19 protein-coding genes and 1 tRNA gene are annotated in these 24,539 nt (G+C 55.9%); 2 read left to right on the top strand and 18 right to left on the bottom strand.

The features are described 5' to 3' along the window. Positions 1–15 precede the first annotated feature (15 nt). The 11 genes from truB to ftsH all read right to left on the bottom strand — a co-directional run bounded on the left by truB (position 16) and on the right by ftsH (position 11,899). The gene (truB, locus tag A3OI_RS0109945; protein WP_018404130.1) at positions 16–945 is read right to left on the bottom strand and encodes a tRNA pseudouridine(55) synthase TruB; all 930 of its coding nucleotides are present in this window, start codon (positions 943–945) and stop codon (positions 16–18) included. Continuing rightward, positions 942–1,388: a 30S ribosome-binding factor RbfA gene (gene rbfA, locus A3OI_RS0109950; RefSeq protein WP_018404131.1), complete on the bottom strand. Its 447-nt coding sequence runs from the start codon at positions 1,386–1,388 to the stop codon at positions 942–944. The genes truB and rbfA overlap by 4 nt, the downstream gene beginning before the upstream one ends. Before the next feature lie 15 nt (positions 1,389–1,403). Beyond that, the gene (gene infB / locus A3OI_RS0109955; RefSeq protein ID WP_018404132.1) at positions 1,404–3,938 is read right to left on the bottom strand and encodes a translation initiation factor IF-2; all 2,535 of its coding nucleotides are present in this window, start codon (positions 3,936–3,938) and stop codon (positions 1,404–1,406) included. 18 nt (positions 3,939–3,956) lie between these two features. Beyond that, complete coding sequence (gene nusA / locus A3OI_RS0109960; protein ID WP_018404133.1) at positions 3,957–5,450, bottom strand: transcription termination factor NusA; 1,494 nt, start codon at positions 5,448–5,450, stop codon at positions 3,957–3,959. Between the two features lie 103 nt (positions 5,451–5,553). Continuing rightward, positions 5,554–6,015 (bottom strand): ribosome maturation factor RimP, encoded by a 462-nt coding sequence (rimP, locus tag A3OI_RS0109965; protein ID WP_018404134.1) that lies wholly within the window; start codon positions 6,013–6,015, stop codon positions 5,554–5,556. Between the two features lie 317 nt (positions 6,016–6,332). Further along, positions 6,333–6,417 (bottom strand) — tRNA-Leu (locus A3OI_RS0109970). A gap of 7 nt (positions 6,418–6,424) precedes the next feature. After that, the gene (secG, locus tag A3OI_RS0109975; RefSeq protein ID WP_018404135.1) at positions 6,425–6,778 is read right to left on the bottom strand and encodes a preprotein translocase subunit SecG; all 354 of its coding nucleotides are present in this window, start codon (positions 6,776–6,778) and stop codon (positions 6,425–6,427) included. An 18-nt stretch (positions 6,779–6,796) separates the two neighbouring features. Then, the gene (gene tpiA, locus A3OI_RS0109980) at positions 6,797–7,555 is read right to left on the bottom strand and encodes a triose-phosphate isomerase (RefSeq protein ID WP_026224123.1); all 759 of its coding nucleotides are present in this window, start codon (positions 7,553–7,555) and stop codon (positions 6,797–6,799) included. A 105-nt stretch (positions 7,556–7,660) separates the two neighbouring features. Then, positions 7,661–9,004, bottom strand: coding sequence for a phosphoglucosamine mutase (gene glmM / locus A3OI_RS0109985; protein ID WP_018404137.1), 1,344 nt, complete (start codon positions 9,002–9,004; stop codon positions 7,661–7,663). Beyond that, on the bottom strand, positions 9,004–9,834 hold the full coding sequence (folP, locus tag A3OI_RS0109990) for a dihydropteroate synthase (RefSeq protein ID WP_026224124.1): 831 nt from the start codon (positions 9,832–9,834) through the stop codon (positions 9,004–9,006). The genes glmM and folP overlap by 1 nt, the downstream gene beginning before the upstream one ends. A gap of 100 nt (positions 9,835–9,934) precedes the next feature. Continuing rightward, entirely contained in the window at positions 9,935–11,899 is a 1,965-nt protein-coding gene (gene ftsH / locus A3OI_RS0109995) for an ATP-dependent zinc metalloprotease FtsH (protein WP_018404139.1), read from the bottom strand. A 374-nt stretch (positions 11,900–12,273) separates the two neighbouring features. On the opposite strand from ftsH, the gene yhbY reads away from it, so the two are divergent. Further along, positions 12,274–12,585: a ribosome assembly RNA-binding protein YhbY gene (gene yhbY, locus A3OI_RS0110000; protein WP_018404140.1), complete on the top strand. Its 312-nt coding sequence runs from the start codon at positions 12,274–12,276 to the stop codon at positions 12,583–12,585. Between the two features lie 86 nt (positions 12,586–12,671). Here the strand turns inward: yhbY and greA are convergent, their stop codons facing one another. From greA to grpE, 7 genes are all read right to left on the bottom strand, one after another. Continuing rightward, positions 12,672–13,151 (bottom strand): transcription elongation factor GreA, encoded by a 480-nt coding sequence (greA, locus tag A3OI_RS0110005; protein ID WP_081622905.1) that lies wholly within the window; start codon positions 13,149–13,151, stop codon positions 12,672–12,674. A 4-nt stretch (positions 13,152–13,155) separates the two neighbouring features. Then, on the bottom strand, positions 13,156–16,374 hold the full coding sequence (gene carB / locus A3OI_RS0110010; protein WP_018404142.1) for a carbamoyl-phosphate synthase large subunit: 3,219 nt from the start codon (positions 16,372–16,374) through the stop codon (positions 13,156–13,158). Between the two features lie 95 nt (positions 16,375–16,469). Next, positions 16,470–17,600 carry a glutamine-hydrolyzing carbamoyl-phosphate synthase small subunit gene (gene carA / locus A3OI_RS0110015; protein ID WP_018404143.1) on the bottom strand — a complete coding sequence of 377 codons (1,131 nt, stop codon included), beginning with the start codon at positions 17,598–17,600 and terminating at the stop codon, positions 16,470–16,472. A 227-nt stretch (positions 17,601–17,827) separates the two neighbouring features. Further along, positions 17,828–18,631, bottom strand: coding sequence for a 4-hydroxy-tetrahydrodipicolinate reductase (gene dapB / locus A3OI_RS0110020; RefSeq protein WP_018404144.1), 804 nt, complete (start codon positions 18,629–18,631; stop codon positions 17,828–17,830). Between the two features lie 59 nt (positions 18,632–18,690). Continuing rightward, positions 18,691–19,818 (bottom strand): molecular chaperone DnaJ, encoded by a 1,128-nt coding sequence (dnaJ, locus tag A3OI_RS0110025; RefSeq protein ID WP_018404145.1) that lies wholly within the window; start codon positions 19,816–19,818, stop codon positions 18,691–18,693. 83 nt (positions 19,819–19,901) lie between these two features. Then, on the bottom strand, positions 19,902–21,827 hold the full coding sequence (gene dnaK / locus A3OI_RS0110030; RefSeq protein ID WP_018404146.1) for a molecular chaperone DnaK: 1,926 nt from the start codon (positions 21,825–21,827) through the stop codon (positions 19,902–19,904). A 91-nt stretch (positions 21,828–21,918) separates the two neighbouring features. Next, positions 21,919–22,527, bottom strand: coding sequence for a nucleotide exchange factor GrpE (gene grpE, locus A3OI_RS0110035; protein WP_018404147.1), 609 nt, complete (start codon positions 22,525–22,527; stop codon positions 21,919–21,921). A 261-nt stretch (positions 22,528–22,788) separates the two neighbouring features. Here grpE and recN point away from each other — a divergent pair, with 261 nt between their 5' ends. Next, positions 22,789–24,465, top strand: coding sequence for a DNA repair protein RecN (gene recN / locus A3OI_RS0110040; protein WP_018404148.1), 1,677 nt, complete (start codon positions 22,789–22,791; stop codon positions 24,463–24,465). Positions 24,466–24,539 lie beyond the last annotated feature (74 nt).

The raw sequence follows: 24,539 nt of genomic DNA on the forward strand, positions 1-24,539 counted from the left end.
GGCTAAACGGCTCGCCTAAAGGCGGCCGTCGGTTTTAACCAGACGCTTGGGCACCAGCTGGGTGCCCTCGCTGTCCGGGAATGCTTCTGCCAACCCAACAAAGTCTTGATTGCCATAAACGCGCACGTAACCCTGTTCAAGCTGTGCTTCTATTCTAACTGCTTGGCCATTCAATATCGACACCAGCACCGGTCCACTCAGGCGGTGTTCGGGAAACATGCTAAGTGCCGCGTCTGGCGCTACCAGCAAGCCGTCCAGGCTTTCATCACGCTCGCGCATGGCTTCCATACCCGGTACGTCGTGGGCGTCGGCCAACGTGAAGCCTGCGGCCAGGGTACGGCGCAGTGCAATCACATGGGCGCCACAACCGATGGCTTCACCGATATCTTCCACCAGTGAACGGATATAGGTGCCTTTTGTGCACTTAACCGCAATGTCCATTTCGTTATCGCGAATAGCCAACAATTCCAGACTGTAAATAGTGACCGGGCGCGCTGGGCGCTCAATTTCGATGCCTTGACGAGCGTACTCGTACAACGGGCGGCCCTTGTGCTTGAGCGCCGAATACATAGAAGGCACCTGCTGGAGATCGCCACGAAAGCGGTCCAACAGGGGCTCTAAAATGTCAGCAATCAGGCCTTCCGGCACGGGTCGGGTTTCTACCACAGAGCCTTCGCTATCTCCAGTTTCGGTGCGTTCGCCCAAGCGGGCGGTCGCAATGTAGGCTTTGTCGCTGTCTAGCATGGTCTGCGAAAACTTGGTGGCCTCGCCGAAGCACAGCGGTAATACACCGGTGGCCAGCGGATCTAAGGCTCCGGTGTGGCCGGCTTTGGCCGCCCCATACAACCGTTTAACCTGCTGCAAAATGCCATTGGAGGTTAAACCCTGAGGCTTGTCGATCACCAGAATGCCATTAACGTCGCGGCCTTTGTGTCGGCGGCTCAAACGCTGGACTCCGGATTGTTTTGGCCATCAACGGCACTATTGTCAGCGCTGTCGCTGTCATCACTGACCGCGGGCTGATCGCCCACGGCTTTGCGAATCAGGCCATCCAGGCGGCGGCTGTAACCCTGCAGTTCATCAAAGCGAAAGCGCAGAAGAGGCACCACACGCAGCTTCATCGCACGGCCAACCTGGCCGCGCAGAAACCCGGAGGCCTTGTTCAGCACCGCCAGAGATTCTTTCACCTCTGGCGACTCTGCGCCAAGCTCTTCAGTAGTCAGCAAGGACACGTAAATGTCGGCGTAACCCAGATCACGGCTTACCTTAACGGCATTGACCGTAATCATGCCCAACCGCGGGTCTTTAATTTCCCGCTGGATGAGCTGGGCCAGTTCACGCTGCATCTGATCGCCAATGCGATCAATACGACTGAATTCTCTAGCCATTGGACCCCCTAGCCATTACGCCCCCGTGGATTCAAGCTTGCGCTCAACCCGAATGCGATCGAATACTTCGATTTGGTCGCCCATTTTCACGTCGTAGCCTTTCACGCCAATACCGCATTCCATGCCGTTACGCACTTCTGGCACGTCGTCCTTGAAGCGGCGCAGGGATTCCAGCTCGCCTTCAAAGATCACCACGTTGTCACGCAGTACGCGAATCGGTTTGTTACGGTACACGTTGCCTTCAGTCACCATACAACCGGCCACCTGGCCAAACTTCGGCGAACGGAACACGTCGCGTACGTCGGCAATGCCGATGATGTCTTCGCGGAATTCCGGTGCCAGCATGCCAGTCAGAGCCGCTTTCACGTCGTCCAACAGGTTGTAGATAATGCTGTAGTAACGCAGATCCAGGCCTTCCTGTTCAACCAGGCGCTTGGCGGCGTTATCGGCGCGCACGTTAAAGCCAAAGATCACGGCACTGGTGGCCACGGCCAGGCTGATGTCGGTTTCGGCTATACCGCCCACACCGGAAGAGACAATCTTCACCTGTACTTCTTCGTTGCCCAGATCCTGCAGCGAACGGGTAATGGCTTCCAGCGAACCACGAACGTCGGTTTTCAATACCACGTTCAGGGTTTTCACCTGGTCTTTGCCCATGTTCTCGAACAGGTTTTCCAGTTTGGCTGCCTGCTGACGCTGTAAACGCTGCTCGCGCTCACGAACGTGGCGGAACTCAGCCAGCTCTTTGGCCTTGCGCTCATCGGCTACAACGAAGAATTCGTCGCCAGCGTTGGGCGTGCCATTCAAGCCCAGAACCTCTACCGGAATAGACGGGCCTGCATCTTTAACCTGCTTGCCAGCTTCGTTGGTCATTGCGCGCACTTTCCCGAAGAAAGAACCTGCAACAACCATATCGCCCCGGCGCAGAGTACCGTTCTGAACCAGTACGGTAGCCACTGAACCGCGGCCACGCTCAAGGCTGGATTCAACCACAACGCCTTGGCCGGGTGCAGGCGGAGACGCCTGCAGCTCAAGAATTTCAGCTTGCAGCAATACCGCTTCCAGCAGATTGTCTACGCCGTCACCGGTCTTGGAAGAAATAGGCACGAACTGTACGTCGCCGCCCCATTCTTCCGGAATCACGTTAATGGTAGACAACTCGTTTTTGACGCGATCCAGATCGGCATCTTCTTTGTCCATCTTGGTAATAGCTACCACGATGGGCACACCGGCCGCACGAGCGTGTTCAACCGCTTCTTTGGTCTGCGGCATAACGCCGTCGTCAGACGCCACCACCAAAATCACGATGTCGGTACACTGGGCGCCGCGAGCACGCATGGCGGTAAACGCCGCGTGGCCCGGGGTATCCAGGAAGGAAACCATGCCGTGGTCGGTTTTTACGTGGTACGCACCAATGTGCTGGGTAATACCGCCAGTCTCGCCAGACGCAACCTTGGTGCGGCGGATGTAATCCAGCAGCGAGGTTTTACCATGGTCAACGTGACCCATTACGCTCACAACCGGTGCGCGTTTCACTTGTTCCTGGCCTTCCTGGCTGCTGAATTCACTCAGCACGGCCTCTTCAAAGGCGTCGTCACTGATTGCTTTGGCGGTATGGCCCCGCTCGGTCACCACAAGGACTGCAGTTTCCTGCTCCAGGGGCTGATTAATAGTGGCCATTATGCCCATACCCATCAGGGTTTTGATCACGTCAGCGGATTTAACAGACATGAGATGGGCAAGATCGCCCACTGTGATCAATTCGGGAACTTCTACTTCTTTGACCATAGGTTTGGTCGGCCTCTCGAAGGCGTGTTGCTTCTCTTTAGGTTTCTTTTTCGAACGCAGCGGCTTGCGCAGCTTGGTGTCTTCTTCGTCCGAAGTAGCCCGCGGCGAATCCTGAGCGCGGCTACGAGGGCCACGATGGCCGGCCGATTTCTTCTTCGGCTTGCCGTCGTCGTTATCGTCACTACGTTCGCGAACGTTTTCTTTCTTTTTCTTCGGCTTGCGGTCTTTACCATCGCCTTCAGGCGGCGGTACCGGCATGTCTTCCGGCGCTACTACGGCCGGCTTTTCTGCCTTCGCTGCCGCTGGCTCAGCCGCAACAGGCTCTGCCTTGACTGCTTCAGAGTTGCTGCCTTCAACCTTGGCTTCGACCACAGCTTCCGTCGCTGTAATCGGTGTTTCAGTCGCTGTGGTTGCTTCAACTGAAGTGACCGGCGCTTCCACCACTGCCTCTTCCGCTTCGTCTGACTGCGTTTCGGCGCGTTTGATGTACGTGCGGCGCTTGCGAACCTCAACATTCACGGATTTAGCCTTGCCGGCTTTCAACGTGGTGGTTGTTTTGCGCTTCAGGGTGATTTTCTGAGGCTTGGCCTCACTGTCACCGTGGTTCTTACGCAGATACGTCAGCAGCTGCTGTTTCTCGTCGCTGGAAACTGCGTCGTTCTCAGAACGCGCCTTCAAGCCTGCTTCCACAATCTGCTTCAGTAAACGATCCACGGGAGCGCCTACATCTTCGGCCAGTTGTTTTACCGTTACTTCCGCCATACTGGTCCTCCTCCCGAATTAGGCCTGGTCTTCAAACCAGGGGGCACGTGCTGTCATGATTAACTGACCTGCACGCTCTTCATTCATACCTTCAATTTCGATCAAGTCACCGACCGACTGCTCCGCCAGATCTTCCATGGTGCGTATACCCATGCCTGCGAGCTTGAACGCCAAGCCGCGGTCTATGCCTTCCATTGCCAGCAAATCTTCAGCCGGCTCGGCACCATCCAACGCTTCTTCGCTGGCCAGAGCCTGATTCAATAATGCGTCTTTGGCACGCTTGCGCAGTTCGGTGACGGTTTCTTCGTCGAATCCCTCAATTGCCAGCATTTCCTCCATCGGAATGTAAGCCACTTCGTCAATTGAGCTAAAGCCTTCATCAATCAACACGCCGGCGAATTCTTCGTCGATATCCAGATGCTTGGTAAAGTGCTCCAGCAGGCGGCCCTGCTCTTGTTCCTGGCGCTCACCAGCTTCCTCTTCGGTCATTACGTTCAGAGTCCAGCCGGTTAGCTCGGTGGCTAAGCGCACGTTCTGACCGTTACGGCCAATGGCCTGAGCCAGATTGTCCGCTGCAACCGCTACGTCCATCGTGTGACGGTCTTCGTCCATTACAATAGAGGCCACTTCGGCCGGCGCCATGGCGTTAATGACCAGTTGCGCGGGGTTGTCGTCCCACAGCACTATGTCAACACGCTCGCCATTCAACTCGTTAGATACGGCCTGAACCCGAGAACCGCGCATGCCTACGCAAGCGCCCACCGGATCAATGCGGCGATCGTTGGTTTTTACCGCAATTTTTGCGCGCGAGCCAGGATCACGGGCAGCGCCACGGATCTCGATCAGCTCTTCAGCAATTTCGGGCACTTCAATACGGAACAGCTCAATCAACATCTTCGAGTCAGAGCGGGTCAAAATCAGCTGCGGGCCGCGGTGGTCGGTGCGGATTTCCAGCAGCAAAGAACGAACCCGGTCGCCCATGCGGAAAGTTTCCCGTGCAATCAGGTGTTCGCGGGGCAGCAACGCTTCAGCGTTGTTTCCCAGGTCAACAATCACGTTGTCGCGGGTCACTTTCTTCACGGTGCCGGAAACCAGCTCACCAACGCGACCGCGATAGCTGTCTACAATCTTGGTACGCTCGGCTTCCCGCACTTTTTGGAAGATGATCTGTTTAGCCGCCTGGGCGCCAATGCGGCCGAAAGCGACCGAGTCGATCTGTTCTTCGTGCATGTCGCCAGGCTGCAAGTCAGGGCTGATGTCTTCAGCTTCCTGAAAGGTCAGCTCGGTGCCTAGCGCCGGAACGGCGTCATTATCGACCACCAGCCAGCGGCGAAAGGTATCGTATTCGCCGGTACGGCGATCAATCGAAACCCGGATATCGGCGTCTTCGTCTTCGAAGCGTTTTTTGGCGGCGGTGGCCAGCGCCAATTCGATGGCTTCAAAAATCACGTCTTTCTCGACACCTTTTTCGTTCGAGACGGATTCGACCACCAGCAAGATCTCTTTACTCATTGAATTACCCTGCCTTCAAAATATTCTGTGCGTCCATTTAATGTATTCGCATGCATCACTCAAATAAAAGGTCACTCAAATAGAGTGTTACTCAAAGAGTGCGTCACTCGAATACCGGAACGATGTTCGCCTTGTCGATACTGTCGAATGGCAACAGATATTCGTGGTCATCTACCACCACAATCACCTCGTCGCCTTCAATACCGTTCAGCAAACCCTGAAACTTGCGCCGACCTTCAAACGCCATACGCAAACGGATTTGCACTTTGTGCCCGACGAACGCCTGATACTGAGCCAATTCGAACAACGGACGATCCATTCCAGGCGATGACACTTCCAGCGTGTATTCGCTCTGTATAGGGTCTTCCACATCCATGACACTGCTGGCCTGGCGACTGACTTTTTCGCAATCTTCAATCCCGATGCCTTTTTCGACATCGTCAATAAAAAGCCGCAACAATGATTCGTGGCCGCGAGCGCGGAATTCAATACCCCAGTATTCATAGCCGAGGCCTTCAACCACCGGCCGCAGAATGTCTTCCAACTGTTTGATCTTGGCTGACAAGTTACGCCATCTCCGTATTCAGAATTTGCTGACGACAAAAACAAAAAAAGGGCTGTCTATCAGCCCTTTTCATGCACCAGAACCTGATGCGCCAGGCCCCTTAGTCAAACAGCCCACAATATAAAGGCTGTTTGTTGCAAGAACTCGCAAAAAGCACGATTAAACAGCGCTTGATGCTAGCAGACACTTTGCCTGCCGGACGCCAGCCAAACTTCGACTGCACCCAATCTGCGGCGGAGTATAGAGCCGCAGACCTCACTGGTCAAGGACTGACCAAAAAAACGGCCTGGAAAACCAGGCCATTTTTTCACTGCATATGGTGCCCAAGGCCGGACTCGAACCGGCACAGCTTTCGCTACCACCCCCTCAAGATGGCGTGTCTACCAGTTCCACCACTTGGGCAATTCGGTTACTCCAGGCCAGGCAGATCGCTCTGCCCGCCGTCGGTTTCGCTGGCAGGATCTACAGCGGAAGGTTGGGATTCCTGAACCATCGGAATACCAGCTTGACCCGCTACTTCAGCGCGCTGCTTGGCAAAAATCGCCAACGTGAAACTTGTTACAAAAAACGCAATGGCCAAAAAGGTCGTGAAGCGGGTCAAAAAGCTACCGCTACCCTGGCTGCCAAATACGGTCTGCGACGCTCCGCCGCCAAAGGCTGCACCGGCGTCAGCGCCTTTGCCTTGCTGGATCAGAACCAGACCCACCAGGGCCACGGCAATAACCACGTGCAGGACAACGATCAAAGTTTCCATCAAATCCATAAAGACGCTCGCAAACCTTTAACAATGGGTATCTGCCGGCAGCGCCTGGCAGATACTGACAAAATCTGTTGCACTCAAAGACGCACCGCCGATCAATCCGCCGTCTATATCCGGCTCAGCGAAAAGTGCGGCTGCATTATCCGCTTTTACGCTGCCGCCGTAAAGCAAAGAAATGGATTCGGCTGGAGCACCCATATTTGCCAGTACGCCACGAATGGCCTTATGCATGGCCTGGGCGTCTTCGCCGGTGGCCGTCTTGCCAGTGCCTATGGCCCAAACCGGCTCATAAGCAACTACAATCTGCCCCCATTGCTCTGGCGTCACTTTGCTCAAACCGTCACGCACCTGGGTAGCAACGACTGTTTCGGCCTGCCCGGCTTCGCGCTGTTCCAGAGTCTCCCCCACGCACACAATGGCGTTCAAGCCTGCACTGAGCAACTGCTCGGTTTTCACCGCCACTTGGGCATCGGTTTCGCCAAACAGCTGACGTCGCTCGGAGTGGCCCACCAGACCATAACGGCAACCGACATCGGCCACCATAGGCGCGGAAAGCTCGCCGGTGTAGGCGCCCTGCGCTTTTTCACTGACATTTTGCACGCCCACTGCCATTGCGTTATCGGCAGCCTGAATCACCGCGGAAACATAGAGCGCGGGCGGGAAAACAACCGCCTCAATACCCAATTCACGCACCTGTTGTGCAACCGGGCCAACCAACTCGTTGGCCAGGCTTTGGGACCCGTTCATTTTCCAATTTCCGGCTACAATGCGACGACGCATAACACACCTTTATTCATTCGCAAGCGGCGGCGTGAGTCCGCCGAAAAGAGAGGCGAACTATACCCCACACCCCAAGGCCAAACAACTGCTTGCCGCCGACTCTGATCAGGCAATCGAGCTTTCCACCACCTTCGCTAATTGCCGGGCAATGCGCTCAATCACCTCGGCATCCTGGCCTTCTGTCATGACTCGAATCAGCGGCTCGGTGCCAGATGCCCGCAACAACACCCGGCCGTCGCTGCCGAGTTCGGCTTCGGCGCGACTTACGGCGGCCACAATATCTTCGCGCTCAAGTGGGTTGAAGCGCTTGGTTACTCGCACATTGATCATGGTCTGCGGCAGTTTGCTCATACCCCGGCGAATTTCAGCCAGGGTTTTACCGGATTTCCAGATAGCCAGCATCACCTGAAGCGCCGACACAATGCCGTCGCCGGTGCTGGTACAGTCACGAATCACCATGTGACCGGAACCTTCGCCACCCAGCACCCAGCCCTTCGCCAACAGGCGCCCCATCACGTAGCGGTCACCCACGTTGGCGCGTTCGAACTCAATGCCCAGCTCCTTCAAGGCCAGCTCAACGCCAAGATTGGTCATCAGGGTACCCACCACACCGCCTTTCAGGCGGCCTTCGGCATGGCGCTGTGAGGCAATCACATACAACAGCTCATCGCCGTCTACTTCGGACCCGTCACGGTCGACCATAAGCACGCGGTCACCGTCGCCATCAAAGGCTATCCCCAGATCGGCTTTTCTGTCTAGAACCGCTTGACTCAGACCTGCAAGGTGGGTGGAGCCCACATTGAGGTTAATATTAAGACCATCGGGTGCTGCGCCAATCACCGATACGCTCGCTCCCAACTCACGAAACACTTTTGGGGCAACGTGATAGGTGGCTCCGTGAGCGCAATCCAAAACAATGTTCATGCCTTCCAAAGTAAATTCGTTGGGCACTGTGCTTTTGCAAAACTCTATGTAGCGGCCAGGGGCATCATCAATGCGTGACGCTTTGCCGAGTTCTGCCGAATCACACACCGTCAGCGGTTGTTCCAGCCAGTGCTCTATTTCAGCTTCCAGAGCGTCATCCAGCTTGGTGCCGTCTGCCGAGAAAAACTTGATACCGTTGTCGTAATGGGGATTGTGCGAAGCACTGATCACAATACCGGCCGAAGCGCGGAATGTGCGCGTAAGGTAGGCGATAGCCGGTGTTGGCATGGGGCCCAGCAGCTTTACGTCTACCCCGGCAGCAGCCAGGCCGGCCTCCAGCGCAGATTCAAACATGTAGCCTGACAGCCGGGTGTCTTTGCCGATCATTACGCTGTTACGCTGGCCTTCGCGTTTAAACGCCTGGCCTGCAGCCCACCCCAAACGCAGCATGAACTCAGGAGTAATAGGGCCCTCACCGACGTGGCCGCGAATTCCATCGGTACCAAAATACTGCATGCCTGACATCACACCGCTCCTTTGACCGCCGCCGCCATTTTAACGACATCTACCGTTTCCCGAACGTCATGCACACGCACAACACTCGCGCCTTTCATGGCACATATTGTCGCGGCAGCAAGGCTTGCCGGCAACCTTTCTTCCACATTGCGACCGGTAATAGCACCCAATATAGATTTGCGCGACAGCCCCAACAACAGAGGATACCCCAAAACAGTAAATTGCTCTGCCCGCGCAAACAGCTGCAAATTATGCTCCAGGCTTTTGCCAAAACCGAAGCCCAGATCCAGCATGATTCTTAAAGAATCAATGCCGGCGCCCTGTGCCGCGAGTATTCGCTGTGCCAGAAACAAACTGACCTGTGCGCACACATCCTGATACTGCGGGTTGTTCTGCATGGTATCCGGCTCGCCCTGGCTGTGCATCAGGCACACCGGCAAACCGGTGTTTGTAGCGGCCTGCAAAGCGCCTTCACGGGTTAGCGCTCGCACGTCATTAATCAGACCGGCACCCAGGGCCGCAGCTTGAGTCATCACCCGCGGCGAGCTGGTGTCTACGGAAATCACCACGTCCAGTTCGCCGGCGATGGCCTCTACCACCGGGCACACCCGGTCCAGCTCTTGTTGCAGGCTGACAGGCTTGGCACCAGGGCGGGTAGACTCGCCGCCCACATCAATAAAACGGGCGCCGTCTTCCACCATCTGGCGCGCATGGGCCAAGGCCTGCTGCGGGCGATCAAACCGACCACCGTCGGAAAACGAATCAGGCGTTACATTCAGCACGCCCATTACGTGGCACTGAGTCATGTCCAGCGTGCGCCCGGCAAAATTCATCTTCATTCCAACCTCGGCAAATAATTTGGGGGTCTTACAATGAAAAACGCCGCCCTAAAGCGGGCGGCGTTTTTTACTTCTTCCTAACGAGCGCGTTACAGATCGCTCAGTGCTCTCCCGCCGGGCGGCCAACGCCACCTTGAGACTCGTCGCCGGCTTTGCCCTTCACTTTGCCTTCGGTGGAAGTATCTTCTTTGTCAATTGAAGTAGCCTCGCCACCCGAAGAACCACCCCGATCGTCCCAGCCTTTTGGCGTACGGGCATCACGGTCTTCCATGATATCGTCGATCTGGAGCCGATCAATAGTCTCGTACTTCATCAGAGCTTCGGCCATCAAGTCCAGCTTATCGCGATTCTCGACCAATACGTTGCGGGCGGTCTCGTAACAGGTATCAATGATGTTACGCACTTCTTCATCGATACGCTGCGCGGTTTCCGGCGAGTACACGGTTTGATGTTGCCCGGCGGTACGGCCCAGGAACGGTTCATCATTCTCACTACCGTACTGCAGCGGACCCAACTTTTCTGACAGACCCCAGCGGGTCACCATGTTGCGAGCCAGACTGGTCGCCCGCTCAATGTCATTAGAGGCACCGGTGGTGACACCGTCTGCGCCCAATGTCAGCTCTTCGGCGATGCGGCCACCAAACAAACTGCTGATCTGGCCATGAAGGAAGCGCTTGGAATGGCTGTACCTGTCTCCTTCCGGCAAGAACATAGTCACACCCAAAGCACGGCCGCGAGGTATGATACTCACTTTGTACACGGGATCGTGCTCTGGCATCAGGCGCCCCACAATGGCGTGGCCAGATTCGTGATACGCGGTGTTCAACTTCTCTTTTTCGCTCATCACCATGGACTTGCGTTCCGCGCCCATCATGATTTTGTCTTTCGCCAGTTCCAGTTCTTCCATAGACACCAAACGCTGGTTGCGACGGGCTGCGAAGAGCGCTGCCTCGTTCACCAGGTTAGCCAGGTCGGCACCGGAGAAGCCAGGCGTACCACGGGCAATAACGGCAGGATTGATGTCGTCATCCAGCGGCACTTTCTTCATGTGTACTTTCAAGATCTGCTCGCGACCCAGAATGTCTGGCAGGCTCACCATCACCTGACGGTCAAAACGGCCGGGGCGCAGCAACGCGGGGTCTAGAACGTCCGGGCGGTTGGTGGCGGCAATCACGATAACGCCTTCGTTACCCTCAAATCCGTCCATTTCCACCAGCAACTGGTTCAGCGTTTGCTCGCGCTCGTCGTGCCCGCCGCCCATGCCGGCGCCACGGTGGCGGCCGACCGCATCAATCTCGTCAATAAAAATGATGCACGGACTTTGCTTCTTGGCCTGCTCGAACATGTCGCGTACACGGGATGCACCCACGCCGACAAACATTTCGACAAAATCTGAACCGGAGATCGAAAAGAATGGCACCTTGGCCTCACCGGCAATGGCTTTTGCCAGCAAGGTTTTACCCGTGCCCGGAGGACCGATCATCAGAACGCCGCGGGGGATACGGCCGCCCAAGCGCTGGTATCGACTGGGATCACGCAGGAAATCCACCAGTTCTTTTACGTCTTCTTTGGCTTCGTCTACGCCTGCCACATCCGCAAAGGTGTTTTTAATCTGATCTTCGCTCACCAGGCGGGCTTTGCTCTTGCCAAACGACATGGGACCGCCTTTGCCGCCGGCACCACCCTGCATCTGCCGCATAAAGAATACGAACAGCGCAATAATGATCAGGATCGGGAATGCAGCGACCAGCAATTGGGTCCACAGGCTCTGGCGCTCGGGTTCTTTACCGATCACCTCAACGCTGTTGGCCAGCAGGTCGTCCATCAGCTTGTTGTCGGCCACTTGCGGGCGGACCGTCTGGAACTGTGAACCGTCGGGGCGTGTACCCTCAATCTGCAGACCGTCAATCGTGACCTGGTTTACCCGGCCCTGTTGAACCATCTCCACAAACTGGGAGTAGTTGACTTGTTGGCCACTGGTGGTAGGAGTGAAATTTTGAAACACCATCAGTAGCACTGCGGCTATTACCAGCCATAAAACCAGATTTTTTGCCATATTGTTCAAGGATCACCACCTGTGAATTGCCGGGCTGCGCCATGGCACGCCCTTTTTTGACACCTTACACCATTTCTACGGCCGTTCACCAGAAATGGCCTTGCTGTCACCAAACTTGCCGGTCATTTCTGGCTGCGGGTGCCAACAACCGAAATACCTGAATTCTTTAAGTGGGGGACTTGATAACGAATTGCAATACCACCACTAAATGAATTGACTGATTGAAGCAGGTATCGTTCCACTGATGGGCAAAAGGCCCGCGCGATAAGTGTTAACGGCAATTTTTCTCGCTGCGCTTTCTGCTACAATCGCGACATTATACGTTGACGGCAGCACAACGAGTGCTGCCCCTTTGTTAATTGCCGCTATAAAGAGATTGCATCATGAGTCTTTCACCAGAACAGCGCCGGGAATACCGGGCGATCGCCCACAATCTGAAACCGGTCATTATTGTAGGTGACAAGGGCCTGACCGAGAACCTTCAGGAAGAACTGGAGCGGGCATTGAACGACCACGAACTGATCAAGATAAAAATCGCCAGCCAGGATCGCGAAGCACGCCAGCAGGCAGTGACCGAACTGTGCGCCGGCGCCAAGGCTGAAGTCGTTCAGACCATTGGTAAAATTGCAGTGATTTTGCGCCGCGCCGAGAAACCCAATCCCAAACTGTCTAACTTGTTGCGCCTTAAGCACTGACCAAGGTGCAGGTTGCGCAAACAGCAGACACAAAAAAGCCGGTCGGGAATTCCAGACCGGCTTTTTTGTGTGAGTCACATCGCTGATCAGATGTATTCAACCTCTTCAATTTCGTATTCCACGGTGCCAGACGGCACGCGAATAGCCACTACGTCATCCGCTCTACGACCAACCAAGGCGCGAGCAATCGGTGACGACACCGAAATTTTGCCGTCTTTGATATCCGCTTCGTCTTCACCCACAATCTGGTATTTAACCTGTTTATCGGTATCCGTATTCAACAGGTGAACGGTGGTACCGAAAATCACTTTACCGGTGTTTTCGATGGTGGTGACATCAATCACCTGAGAGCCACCGAGCTTGCCTTCAATTTCCTGAATCCGGCCTTCAATAAAGCTCTGCTGCTCGCGGGCGGCGTGGTATTCCGCGTTTTCCTTCAGATCGCCGTGTTCACGTGCGGTAGCGATGGAAGCGATGACGCGCGGACGATCTTCCGATTTCAGCTTCTGCAGCTCGGCACGCAGGCGTGCTTCGCCCAACGTGGTCATTGGTACTCTTGCCGACATAATCTTATTTTCCTGAGTGCAAATCCTGAAGGCGGCGAACCGTACGCTCCGGACCAAACTTGATGGCCCGACAGAAGGCTTCGCCACCTGCCAGGGTGGTGGTGTAACTGATTTTAGCCTGCAACGCGGACTGGCGGATCTGGGATGAATCCGACACCGCTTTACGGCCGTCGGTGGTATTGATCACCAGCTGGACCTTGCCATTTTTGATGGCATCCACAATGTGCGGGCGACCTTCGTGAACTTTGTTCACCAACGCTACCTCTACGCCCGCTTTACGCAGGGCGGCGGCGGTGCCGGCGGTGGCAATTATTTTGAAACCACATTCAACCAGCGAACGCGCTACGTGCTCGGCGCCATGCTTGTCGACATCGCGCAGTGACATGAAGGCAACGCCCGTGGATGGCAAGCGCTCGCCAGCGGCCAGCACGGCTTTGCCGAAGGCTTCGTTAAAGCTGTCGCCAATCCCCATCACCTCGCCGGTGGACTTCATTTCCGGCCCAAGAATCGGGTCAACCGCGGGGAACTTGTTGAACGGGAACACCGACTCTTTCACCGAGTAATGCGCCGGTATGATTTCCTGGGTGAAGCCCTGGTCCGCCAACGATGTGCCCGCCATAACACGTGCGGCCACTTTGGCCAAAGACACGCCGATGGCCTTGGACACAAACGGCACGGTACGCGACGCACGGGGGTTCACTTCAATCACGTAAATTTCACCGTCTTGCCAGGCTAACTGCACGTTCATCAGGCCGACCACGTTCAACGCCAGGGCCATCTGTTTGACCGCGTCACGCATGGCGTTTTGAACATCTGCGGGCAAGCTGTAGGGCGGCAGTGAACACGCCGAGTCACCGGAGTGAATGCCGGCCTGCTCTATGTGCTGCATGATACCGCCAATGACCACGTCTTTGCCGTCGCAGATGGCGTCTATATCCACCTCAATCGCGGCGTTCAGGAAGTGGTCCAGCAATACCGGGCTGTCGTTGGATACCAGCACAGCGCTGCGCATATAACGCTCAAGCTCGGCTTCGCCATAGACAATTTCCATGGCGCGGCCGCCCAGCACGTAAGACGGGCGGACCACCAGCGGGTACCCAATCTTGCGGGCAGCAACAATACCTTCTTCGTGGCTGCGCACGGTGGCGTTTTCGGGCTGTTTCAGGCCCAGGCCCGCAATCAGCTTCTGGAACCGTTCGCGGTCTTCGGCGCAGTCAATGGCGTCCGGGCTGGTGCCGATAATGGGTACACCAGCGGCTTCCAGGCCGCGGGCCAGCTTCAACGGGGTTTGACCACCGTACTGCACAATCACACCTTTGGGTTTTTCAACGTGGATAATTTCCAGCACGTCTTCCAGGGTGATCGGCTCAAAATACAGGCGGTCAGAGGTGTCGTAATCGGTCGACACGGTTTCCGGGTTGCAGTTGATCATGATGGTTTCATAACCATCTTCACGCATCGCCAGGGCCGCATGTACGCAACAGTAATCAAACTCGATGCCCTGACCAATACGGTTGGGGCCACCGCCAATGACCACGATCTTTTCACGGTCAGTCGGGTTTGACTCGCATTCTTCTTCATAGCTGGAATACATGTAGGCCGTGTCTGAGGCAAATTCCGCAGCACAGGTGTCTACACGCTTATACACGGGGCGAATACCCAACCCGTGGCGCATGGCGCGGAAGGCGTCTTCTTTCACGCCCATCAGCTTCGCCAGGCGCGCGTCGGAGAACCCCTTACGCTTCAAGCGAAACAGGGTAGCGCGGTCCAGCTCGGCCTTGCCAGACGCCTGCAGCGCCTGCTCTTCTTTAATCAGGTCTTCAATCTGCACCAGGTACCAGGGGTCTACGTGGGTCTGGCGAAATATATCCGCCACACTCTGGCCCGCGCGAAAGGCATCACCGATGCACCAGATGCGCTCGGCACCGGGCACATTCAGCTCGCGGGTCAAAGTTTGCCGGCTTTCTTCGCTGTCAAATTCCGGCAGCATTTCGTCAAAGCCGTCAGAGCCTACTTCAAGACCGCGCAGAGCTTTCTGCAGCGATTCCTGGAAGGTGCGGCCAATGGCCATCACCTCACCCACCGATTTCATCTGGGTGGTCAGGCGGGCGTCGGCCTGGGGGAATTTTTCAAAGGTGAACCGTGGAATCTTGGTCACCACGTAATCAATGCTGGGCTCGAACGAAGCGGGGGTAATACCGCCGGTGATGTCATTCTTCAACTCGTCCAGGGTGTAACCGATCGCCAGCTTGGCCGCCACTTTGGCAATGGGGAAGCCGGTGGCCTTAGACGCCAGCGCCGAGGAGCGCGACACCCGCGGGTTCATCTCGATCACCACCATGCGGCCGGTGTCCGGATGAATGCCAAACTGCACGTTGGAGCCGCCGGTTTCCACACCAATTTCACGCAGAACCGCCAGCGAGGCGTTACGCATGATTTGGTATTCTTTGTCGGTCAGGGTTTGCGCCGGTGCCACGGTGATAGAGTCGCCGGTGTGCACGCCCATGGCGTCGAAGTTTTCAATGGCACACACGATAATGCAGTTATCGTTTTTGTCGCGCACCACTTCCATTTCGTATTCTTTCCAACCGATCAGGGATTCGTCGATCAACAGTTCGTTGGTGGGCGACAGATCCAGCCCGCGAATGCAGATTTCTTCGAACTCTCCACGGTTGTACGCAATACCGCCGCCGGAGCCGCCCATAGTAAACGAAGGCCGAATAATGCACGGAAACCCCACCTTGTCGGCAATGCGGTGGGCTTCTTCCAGATTGTGAGCAATGTCGGCACGGGGGCATTCAAGGCCAATGGATTTCATAGCCTTGTCAAAACGACTGCGGTCTTCAGCTTTGTCGATGGTATCGGCGTTGGCACCGATCATTTCAACGCCGTATTTAGCCAGTACGCCGTGCTTTTCCAGATCCAGCGCACAGTTCAACGCGGTTTGCCCGCCCATGGTCGGCAGCAGGGCATCGGGCTTTTCTTTTTCGATAATCTTGGCAACCGTTGACCAGATTATCGGCTCGATGTAGGTGGCATCGGCCATGGCCGGGTCGGTCATGATGGTTGCCGGGTTGGAGTTAACCAGTATCACCCGGTAGCCCTCCTCGCGCAGAGCCTTACAGGCCTGGGCGCCGGAATAGTCGAATTCGCACGCCTGCCCGATCACGATGGGGCCTGCTCCCAGGATCAGGATGCTTTTAATGTCGGTACGTTTTGGCATGTCTTGGTCAACCTGTCAGCAACTTTAATTTCTTGCAGCGCGGTGCGCAGCGCCTGTTTGCGCGAGGCCATTGGCCGACCTCGCTTGCCTACACTTTAAGCGCGCCGGGCTTCCATCGAGCGGATAAACTCGTCAAACAGTGGCGCAACATCGTGGGGGCCAGGGCTGGCTTCCGGGTGGCCCTGAAAGCTAAACGCGGCTTTATCGGTGCGGCGCAAACCTTGCAGGGTGCCGTCAAACAGCGACTTGTGAGTAGCCTCCAGATTCGCCGGCAGGCTGGCCTCGTCTACAGCAAAACCGTGATTCTGGCTGGTGATCATGACGGTGCCATCAGCCAGGCACTGCACCGGATGGTTGGCACCGTGGTGCCCGTGGTTCATCTTCATGGTTTTAGCACCACTAGCCAAGGCCAGAAGCTGGTGACCCAGGCAGATACCAAACACCGGCAGGTCGGTTTCCAAAATGTCCTGAATGGCTTTTATGGCGTAATCGCAGGGCTCAGGATCACCGGGGCCATTGGACAGGAACACGCCGTCCGGATTCATCGCCAACACCTTGGCGGCAGGCGTTTGTGCCGGCACAACGGTGATGTCGCAACCGCGCGATGCCAGCATGCGCAGAATGTTCAGTTTAATACCGTAATCGTAAGCCACGATTTTAAAGTGCGGGCTGTCCTGCTGACCGTAACCATTGCCCAGGTCCCACTCCGTTTCTGTCCAGTGGCGAACGTCTTTCGAGCTGACTTCTTTCGCCAGGTCCATTCCTTTCAAACCCGGGAAGGCGTTGGCTAATTCCAGAGCGCGTTCTGCAGTAGCGCTTTCGCCGGCGACGACGGCGCCGTTCTGGGAGCCTTTGTCGCGCAGAATTCGGGTGAGGCGACGGGTGTCAATATCGGCAATACCCACAATATTGTTGTCGCGTAAATAGCCATCAAGACTCTGAGTGCTGCGCCAATTGCTGGCTGCCAGCGGCAGGTCGCGGATGATCAGAGCGGCGGCGTGTATGCGGTCTGATTCCACGTCTTCCGGGTTTACGCCGGTGTTACCAATGTGCGGGTACGTCAGTGTAACCAGCTGGCGAGCGTAGGAAGGATCAGTCAGTATTTCCTGATAGCCGGTCATGGCGGTGTTAAACACCACTTCGCCGCTGGTTTCGCCGTCAGCGCCAATAGCGGTGCCGTAAAACAGGCTGCCGTCTGCGAGTGCAAGGATTGCGGGTGTGCTCAAGGCTTCTATCCTCATCGAGTGGCGTCATGTTCGTCATGAACAGGAGCGTAGGCGCAAATTCAGGTCGCAAAAAAGCGAGAGGGAGTTATGGCTCCGTCCCGCTGTTTTGTCCTACGGGAACGAAAGATGTTTCCCGTGGCGCTGTAAAAGCTACGCTTGATGCAGTTAAAGCGCCTTATTGTAGAAAATAAGGCGCTTTTTGTCCACGAAGAATCCACCCGATGGCGTTATTGCTTCAATTCCAACACATCCTGCATATCGTACAAGCCGGCCGGCTTGTCTTTCAGCCACAGCGCGGCACGCATTGCGCCTTTGGCGAAAGTCATGCGACTGCTGGCCTTGTGGGTGATTTCGATTCGCTCACCTTCGGTGGCGAACAGGACGGTGTGATCGCCCACAACGTCGCCCGCGCGAATGGTTTCAAAGCCGATTTCTTTGCGGGTACGTTCGCCGGTGAAGCCTTCGCGGCCGTAAACAGCGCATTCTTTCAGGTCGCGGCCCAGCGCATCGGCAACCACTTCGCCCATACGCAGCGCAGTGCCTGACGGAGCGTCTTTTTTGTGGCGGTGGTGGGCTTCGATGATTTCAACATCGTAGTCGTCACCCAGCGCGGCCGCCGCAGTGCGCAGTAAGTTCAGCACCACATTTACGCCCACACTCATGTTGGGGGCAAACACCACCGGTACATTTTCGGCGACTTGTGCCAGTTGTTGCTTTTCGGCGTCAGACAATCCAGTGGTACCAATAACGTGGGATTTGCCGTGGGCCAGGCAGAAGCGGGCGTTTTCCAAGGTAAGATCTGGAAAGGTGAAGTCGATCAGCACGTCGAAATCATCTTTCACGTCCGCAAGGCTGCCGGCCATGGCGACACCGGTTTTTCCGATGCCGGTCATGTCGCCGGCGTCAGCGCCGATCAGGCTATTGCCGGGCTCAACAATAGCCGCGCCCAGTTGCAGGCCATCAGTGCCGTCAACGGCTTCGATCAGTACTTTTCCCATGCGGCCCGCAGCGCCGATGATGGCTACCTTCATCTATAAACCCTCAGTGCTTGCATCTATTATAAGTCCTCAGTACTCGCATCTGCGTACCCTCAGAACTTGGCTTCGTCGAAGAAGCTCTTCACACCTCTAAACCACGATGTTTTCTTCGGGCCGTGCTGGTCGCCGTCACCGCTGTCGAGGGTATCCTGAAACTCGTGCAACAGTTCTTTCTGGCGTTTGGTCAGGCGTACCGGGGTTTCGATGGTCACCCGACACAGCAAATCGCCAGCACCGCCACCACGCACAGGTGCCACGCCTTTGTTGCGCAGGCGGAACAATTTTCCGGTTTGGGTCTCGGCAGGTATTTTTAGCTTCACGCGGCCATCCAGCGTTGGCACTTCCAGCTCACCACCCAAAGCGGCATCAACAATGCTGATGGGCACTTCGCAATACAGGTTACGACCGTCGCGGGTGAAGATGGAGTGCTCGCGCACGGCCATTTCCACATACAGGTCGCCAGGAGGGCCGCCCTCTATGCCCATTTCGCCTTCACCAGACAAACGGATGCGGTCGCCGGTATCCACGCCGGGGGGCACTTTAACCGATAGGGTTTTCTCTTCTTTCACCCGGCCCTGACCGTGGCACTTGCTGCACGGATTCTTGATAACCTTACCCGCGCCACGGCAGGTAGGGCACGCTTGCTGCACGGTGAAAAAACCCTGCTGCATACGCACCTGGCCCATACCTTTACAGGTACCACAGGCTTCGGGGCGCGAGCCTTTCTCGGCACCACTGCCATCACAGGTTTCGCATTCACGATGGCCAGGAATGGTGATTTTAACCGTTCTGCCTTTAACGGCTTCTTCCAGGTCCAGTTCCAGGGTGTAGCGTAAATCGGAGCCGCGGGTGTTGCGGCCACGGCCACCACCGCCTCCAAAAATATCGCCAAATACGTCGCCAAAAATATCCGAGAAATTCCCGTTACCGCCACCAAAGCCACCGCCGCCCTGGCCGTCAACGCCGGCATGACCAAACTGGTCGTAGGCCGCTCGTTTGTTGGCGTCTGCGAGTATTTCGTAGGCCTCGCTGGCTTCTTTGAATTTGTTGTCGGCGTCTTTATCATCCGGGTTACGGTCCGGGTGATACTTCATCGCAAGCTTGCGGTACGCCCGCTTTACTTCTTTGTCGTCCGCGTCCCGGCTTACGCCGAGAGTCTCGTAATAGTCGCGCTTGGCCATGCTTCAAATCCCGTGGTTATAACGAGGAAAACGCGGGAGCGACCCGCGTTTTCCAACTACTGGCAAAAATCTAGGTCAATCGATTAACGCTTCTCGTCGTCCTTCACTTCTTCAAACTCAGCGTCAACAGCGTCATCAGCGGTGTTCGACTGGGCTTTTTCCTGCCCTTCTGCCGGCTGGCCCTGCTCCGCCTGATCGGCGTACATCTTCTTGGCCAATTCGCCGGAAACCTCAGTCAGCTTCTCGGTCTTGGCCTGGATGTCGTCCTTATCAGAACCTTTCAGCGCTTCTTCCAGTTCAGTTACAGACGCTTCAATCGACTCTTTCTCGCTGTCGCTGACTTTATCGCCGGCGTCCTTTAAGGTTTTACGCACCGCGTGAACCATGGCATCGCCCTGGTTGCGAGCCTGAACCAACTCTTCAAACTTGCGGTCTTCGTCAGCGTTGGCTTCGGCGTCACGCACCATTTTTTCGATTTCTTCCTCGTTCAGGCCGGAAGAGGCCTTGATCACGATGGACTGCTCTTTACCGGTCGCCTTGTCTTTGGCAGACACGTTCAGAATACCGTTGGCGTCGATGTCAAAAGTCACTTCGATCTGCGGTACGCCGCGCGGTGCAGGCGGAATGTCAGCCAAATCGAAACGGCCTAGTGATTTGTTCTGCGTGGCTTGCTTGCGCTCGCCCTGAACCACGTGAATGGTTACCGCTGTTTGACTGTCGTCCGCTGTCGAGAAAGTCTGCGACTTCTTGGTCGGAATCGTAGTGTTCTTGTCGATCAGCGACGTAGCCACACCACCCATGGTTTCGATACCCAGGCTCAGAGGAGTTACGTCCAGCAGCAGTACGTCTTTCACATCGCCAGACAATACGGCGGCCTGAATGGCGGCGCCCATAGCAACAGCTTCATCCGGGTTGACGTCTTTACGAGCTTCTTTACCGAAGAACTCTTTTACTTTTTCCTGCACCAGCGGCATACGGGTTTGGCCGCCTACCAGAATAACTTCGTCGATCTGATCGAGGCTCAGACCCGAGTCTTTCAAAGCGACTTTACACGGCTCGAGAGTGCGCTGCACCAGGTCTTCTACCAAGGACTCCAGCTTGGCACGAGTCAGCTTGACGTTCATGTGCTTGGGGCCGCTGGCATCAGCGGTAATGTACGGCAAGTTCACGTCGGTCTGCTGGCTGCTGGAAAGCTCGATTTTAGCTTTCTCGCCGGCTTCTTTAAGGCGCTGCATGGCCAATGAATCGCCGCGCAGATCAATACCGCTGTCTTTCTTGAACTGGTCGGCCAGGAATTCGATGATTTTCATATCGAAATCTTCACCGCCCAAGAAGGTGTCGCCGTTAGTGGCCAACACTTCAAACTGGTGTTCGCCGTCTACATCGGCAATTTCGATGATTGACAGGTCAAACGTACCGCCGCCCAGGTCGTAAACCGCGATGGTGCGGTCGCCGCCTTTCTTGTCCATACCGTAAGCCAGAGCTGCCGCGGTCGGCTCGTTGATAATACGCTTAACGTCGAGACCGGCAATTTTGCCTGCATCTTTGGTCGCCTGGCGCTGGCTGTCGTTAAAATACGCAGGAACGGTAATAACGGCTTCAGTCACTTTCTCGCCCAAGTAATCTTCGGCGGTTTTCTTCATTTTCTTCAAAATTTCCGCGGAAATCTGCGGCGGAGCCATTTTCTGGCCTTTTACATCGACCCAAGCATCGCCGTTGTCGGCCTTGGCAATTTTATAAGGCACCATCTTGATATCTTTTTGCACAACATCGTCTTCGAACCGACGGCCGATCAAACGCTTGATCGCATAAAGGGTGTTGTACGGGTTGGTAACAGCCTGACGCTTGGCAGACTGACCCACCAGAATTTCGTTGTCGTCGGTGTAGGCGATGATCGATGGCGTGGTGCGATCGCCTTCGGAATTTTCAATAACCTTAACCTTGCCACCGTCCATAACGGCAACGCAGGAATTGGTTGTACCTAAGTCAATACCGATAATCTTGCTCATTGAGTCACTCCAAATCTTTCTGAATGCTGGGGCCGGAGGATCGCTCCGGACTGTTCTGGTTAAAAGCTATATTGGCGCTTTAAGCTATTTTTCAAGCCTGCTCATCAATTTTTGGTGCATCCTGGGGCTTGGCCACCATCACCATGGCCGGGCGCACAACCCTGCCATTCAACAAATAGCCTTTCTGCATAACCGCAACCACGCTGTTGGGCTCGGCGTTGGGCGCTGGCACCATAGACATCGCCTCGTGGTATTGCGGATCAAACGGTTCGCCTACAGGATTCAGGCGCTCGACGTTAAACTTCTTGAGACCAGACAGGAACATGTCGAGGGTAAGCTCTACGCCCTGGCGAATAGACGCCACCAAGTCACCAGAAGATTCGTGGCCTTCGGTGCTTTCAACCGCTTTTTCCAGACTGTCTACCACCGGCAGCAGTTCCTTGACGAACTTTTCTACCGCAAATTTGTGGGCTTTTTCGACGTCGTTTTCGGCGCGACGGCGCACGTTCTGCATCTCTGCCTGCGAACGCAGCACCTGCTCCTGAAACTCCTGGACCTTTGCCTGCAGTGCCTCAAGGTCTGCGGATGGCGAGCTTTCTGGTGCCGCCTCGGCTGCTTCTGCGTTTTCTTCTGCGGCATTGTCTACAGCTTGTTGCAGCTCGTCTGCAAATTGCTCGTTGCGCTTTTCGTCAGTGCTCATGACTACTCCTGGTTAATAAACACGACCGGTATGACCACGGCCTACTATCTATATTCGGATAACCGCCATAACGGCCGGAACGAGGTGTTTGCAAGTCGATATGGGGCCCCGCGACGCAGTTTCAACCGATGCGCGACGCATTTTGCAACAAAGTTGACGCCACAGAGTTTGCAACAATCAAAAAGCCTGTATATATTCACAGCTACTGTATGAAAAACAGTGTTCAGGCACATAGCATATAGATAGAGCGGAGGTTTCGGCATGCTCACACAGCTAACGGTTTCCAATTACGCCATCGCGGAACGGGTGGAACTGCACTTCCATAAAGGAATGACCGCCCTTACCGGGGAAACCGGAGCCGGCAAATCGATTGTGCTGGATGCGCTTGGCCTTGCCATGGGCGGGCGCGCAGACGCCGGCGCCGTGCGTTATGGCGCGAAGCGGGCTGACATTACCGCCACCTTCGATATTTCAGCTATTACGGCTGCACGCAGCTGGCTGGAACAGCAAGAGCTGGACGATCATAACGACTGCATCTTACGCCGCGCCATCAGCCGCGATGGCCGCTCCCGCGCCTACATCAACGGCCAACCCTGCCCGCTAAGCCACCTGAAAGAACTGGGCGGCCTGCTGATGGACATTCACAGCCAGCACCAACATCAATCCTTACTGCGCAAGGATACCCACCGCACCTTGCTGGATGAATACGCCGGGGCCGATGAACTGGCCGGGCAAACCCGTCAAGCCTGGAGCGGGTGGAATAAAACCCGCCAGAAAATGGTCGAGCGCCAGAACAACGCCGATGAAACCGAAGCCCGGCTGCAACTGTTGCGCTATCAGGTAGAAGAGCTGGACCGCCTGGGCCTGCAAGAAGGCGAACAGCAGCAACTGGAACAGCAACAACAAGAGTTGAGCCAGGCTGACACTATTCTGCACCACAGCAATCAGGCGGCTTTACTGTGCTCCGAAGACGACACCAGCGCTGCCGCACTGGTGCGCCAGGCGCTGCAGCAACTTGAGCAGCTGCCAACGGAAATTCCAGCACTGGCCGACACCCTGCAAATGCTGAGCGAAGCGCAGATACAAATCAGCGAAGCCGGCGATAATTTGCGCCGCTTTGTTGACGATTACGAAGCGGACCCGCAACGCCTGGCAGAAATAGAAGAGCGCTTGAGTGCGATTTATCAGATGGCGCGCAAGCATCGCATCATGCCCGAACAACTGTTCGAACTGCACCAGCGGCTGAACGGCGAGCTGGCCGATCTGGACGGCGGCGCCGGCAGTCTGGAGCAGCTTCAGGCCGAATTGGACGAGCAGCGACTGGAATACAACGCGCTGGCCGACAAACTGACACAGTTGCGCCAGCACGCGGCGGTGAATCTGGACGTTCGCGTAGCGGCAGAACTGGCTCAACTGAACATGCCCAATATGCAGTTTGTGACGCAGCTGGCAGACAACCGTGACGAGCCGGCGGCTCATGGCCACGAAGACATCGAATTTCTGGTTAGCGCCAATCCCGGCCAGCCGGCGCGACCACTGGCGAAAGTCGCCTCGGGCGGCGAGCTGTCGCGGATCAGTCTGGCCATTCAAGTGGTGGTAGCGCAAACCTCTACCACACCGACATTGGTGTTCGACGAAGTAGACGTAGGGATTGGCGGTGGCACCGCCGAAGTCGTGGGCAAACTACTGCGGGCACTCGGCGAAAACGGTCAGGTGTTGTGTGTTACCCACTTGCCGCAAGTGGCAGCCCAGTGCCATCAGCATCTGTTCGTTAGTAAGTTCACAGAGCAGGAAGCCACCTTCTCGAAAATCGAAGCCCTGGACGATCAGGGCCGGATCAGCGAAGTCGCCCGCATGCTGGGCGGCGTGGATATGACAGAACAGACCATTGCCCACGCCAAAGAAATGTACAGCAAGGGACAGGCAACCCATCACTAACAGCATTCCCCCTCTCTACTCTCCACTCCGAGAGTTTTCGGGGCGGGCCAGAAGCCCGCCCCTTTTTTTGCGCC

The organism is Marinobacter gelidimuriae, from assembly GCF_000372805.1.
GTDB classification, from domain to species: Bacteria; Pseudomonadota; Gammaproteobacteria; order Pseudomonadales; family Oleiphilaceae; genus Marinobacter; species Marinobacter gelidimuriae.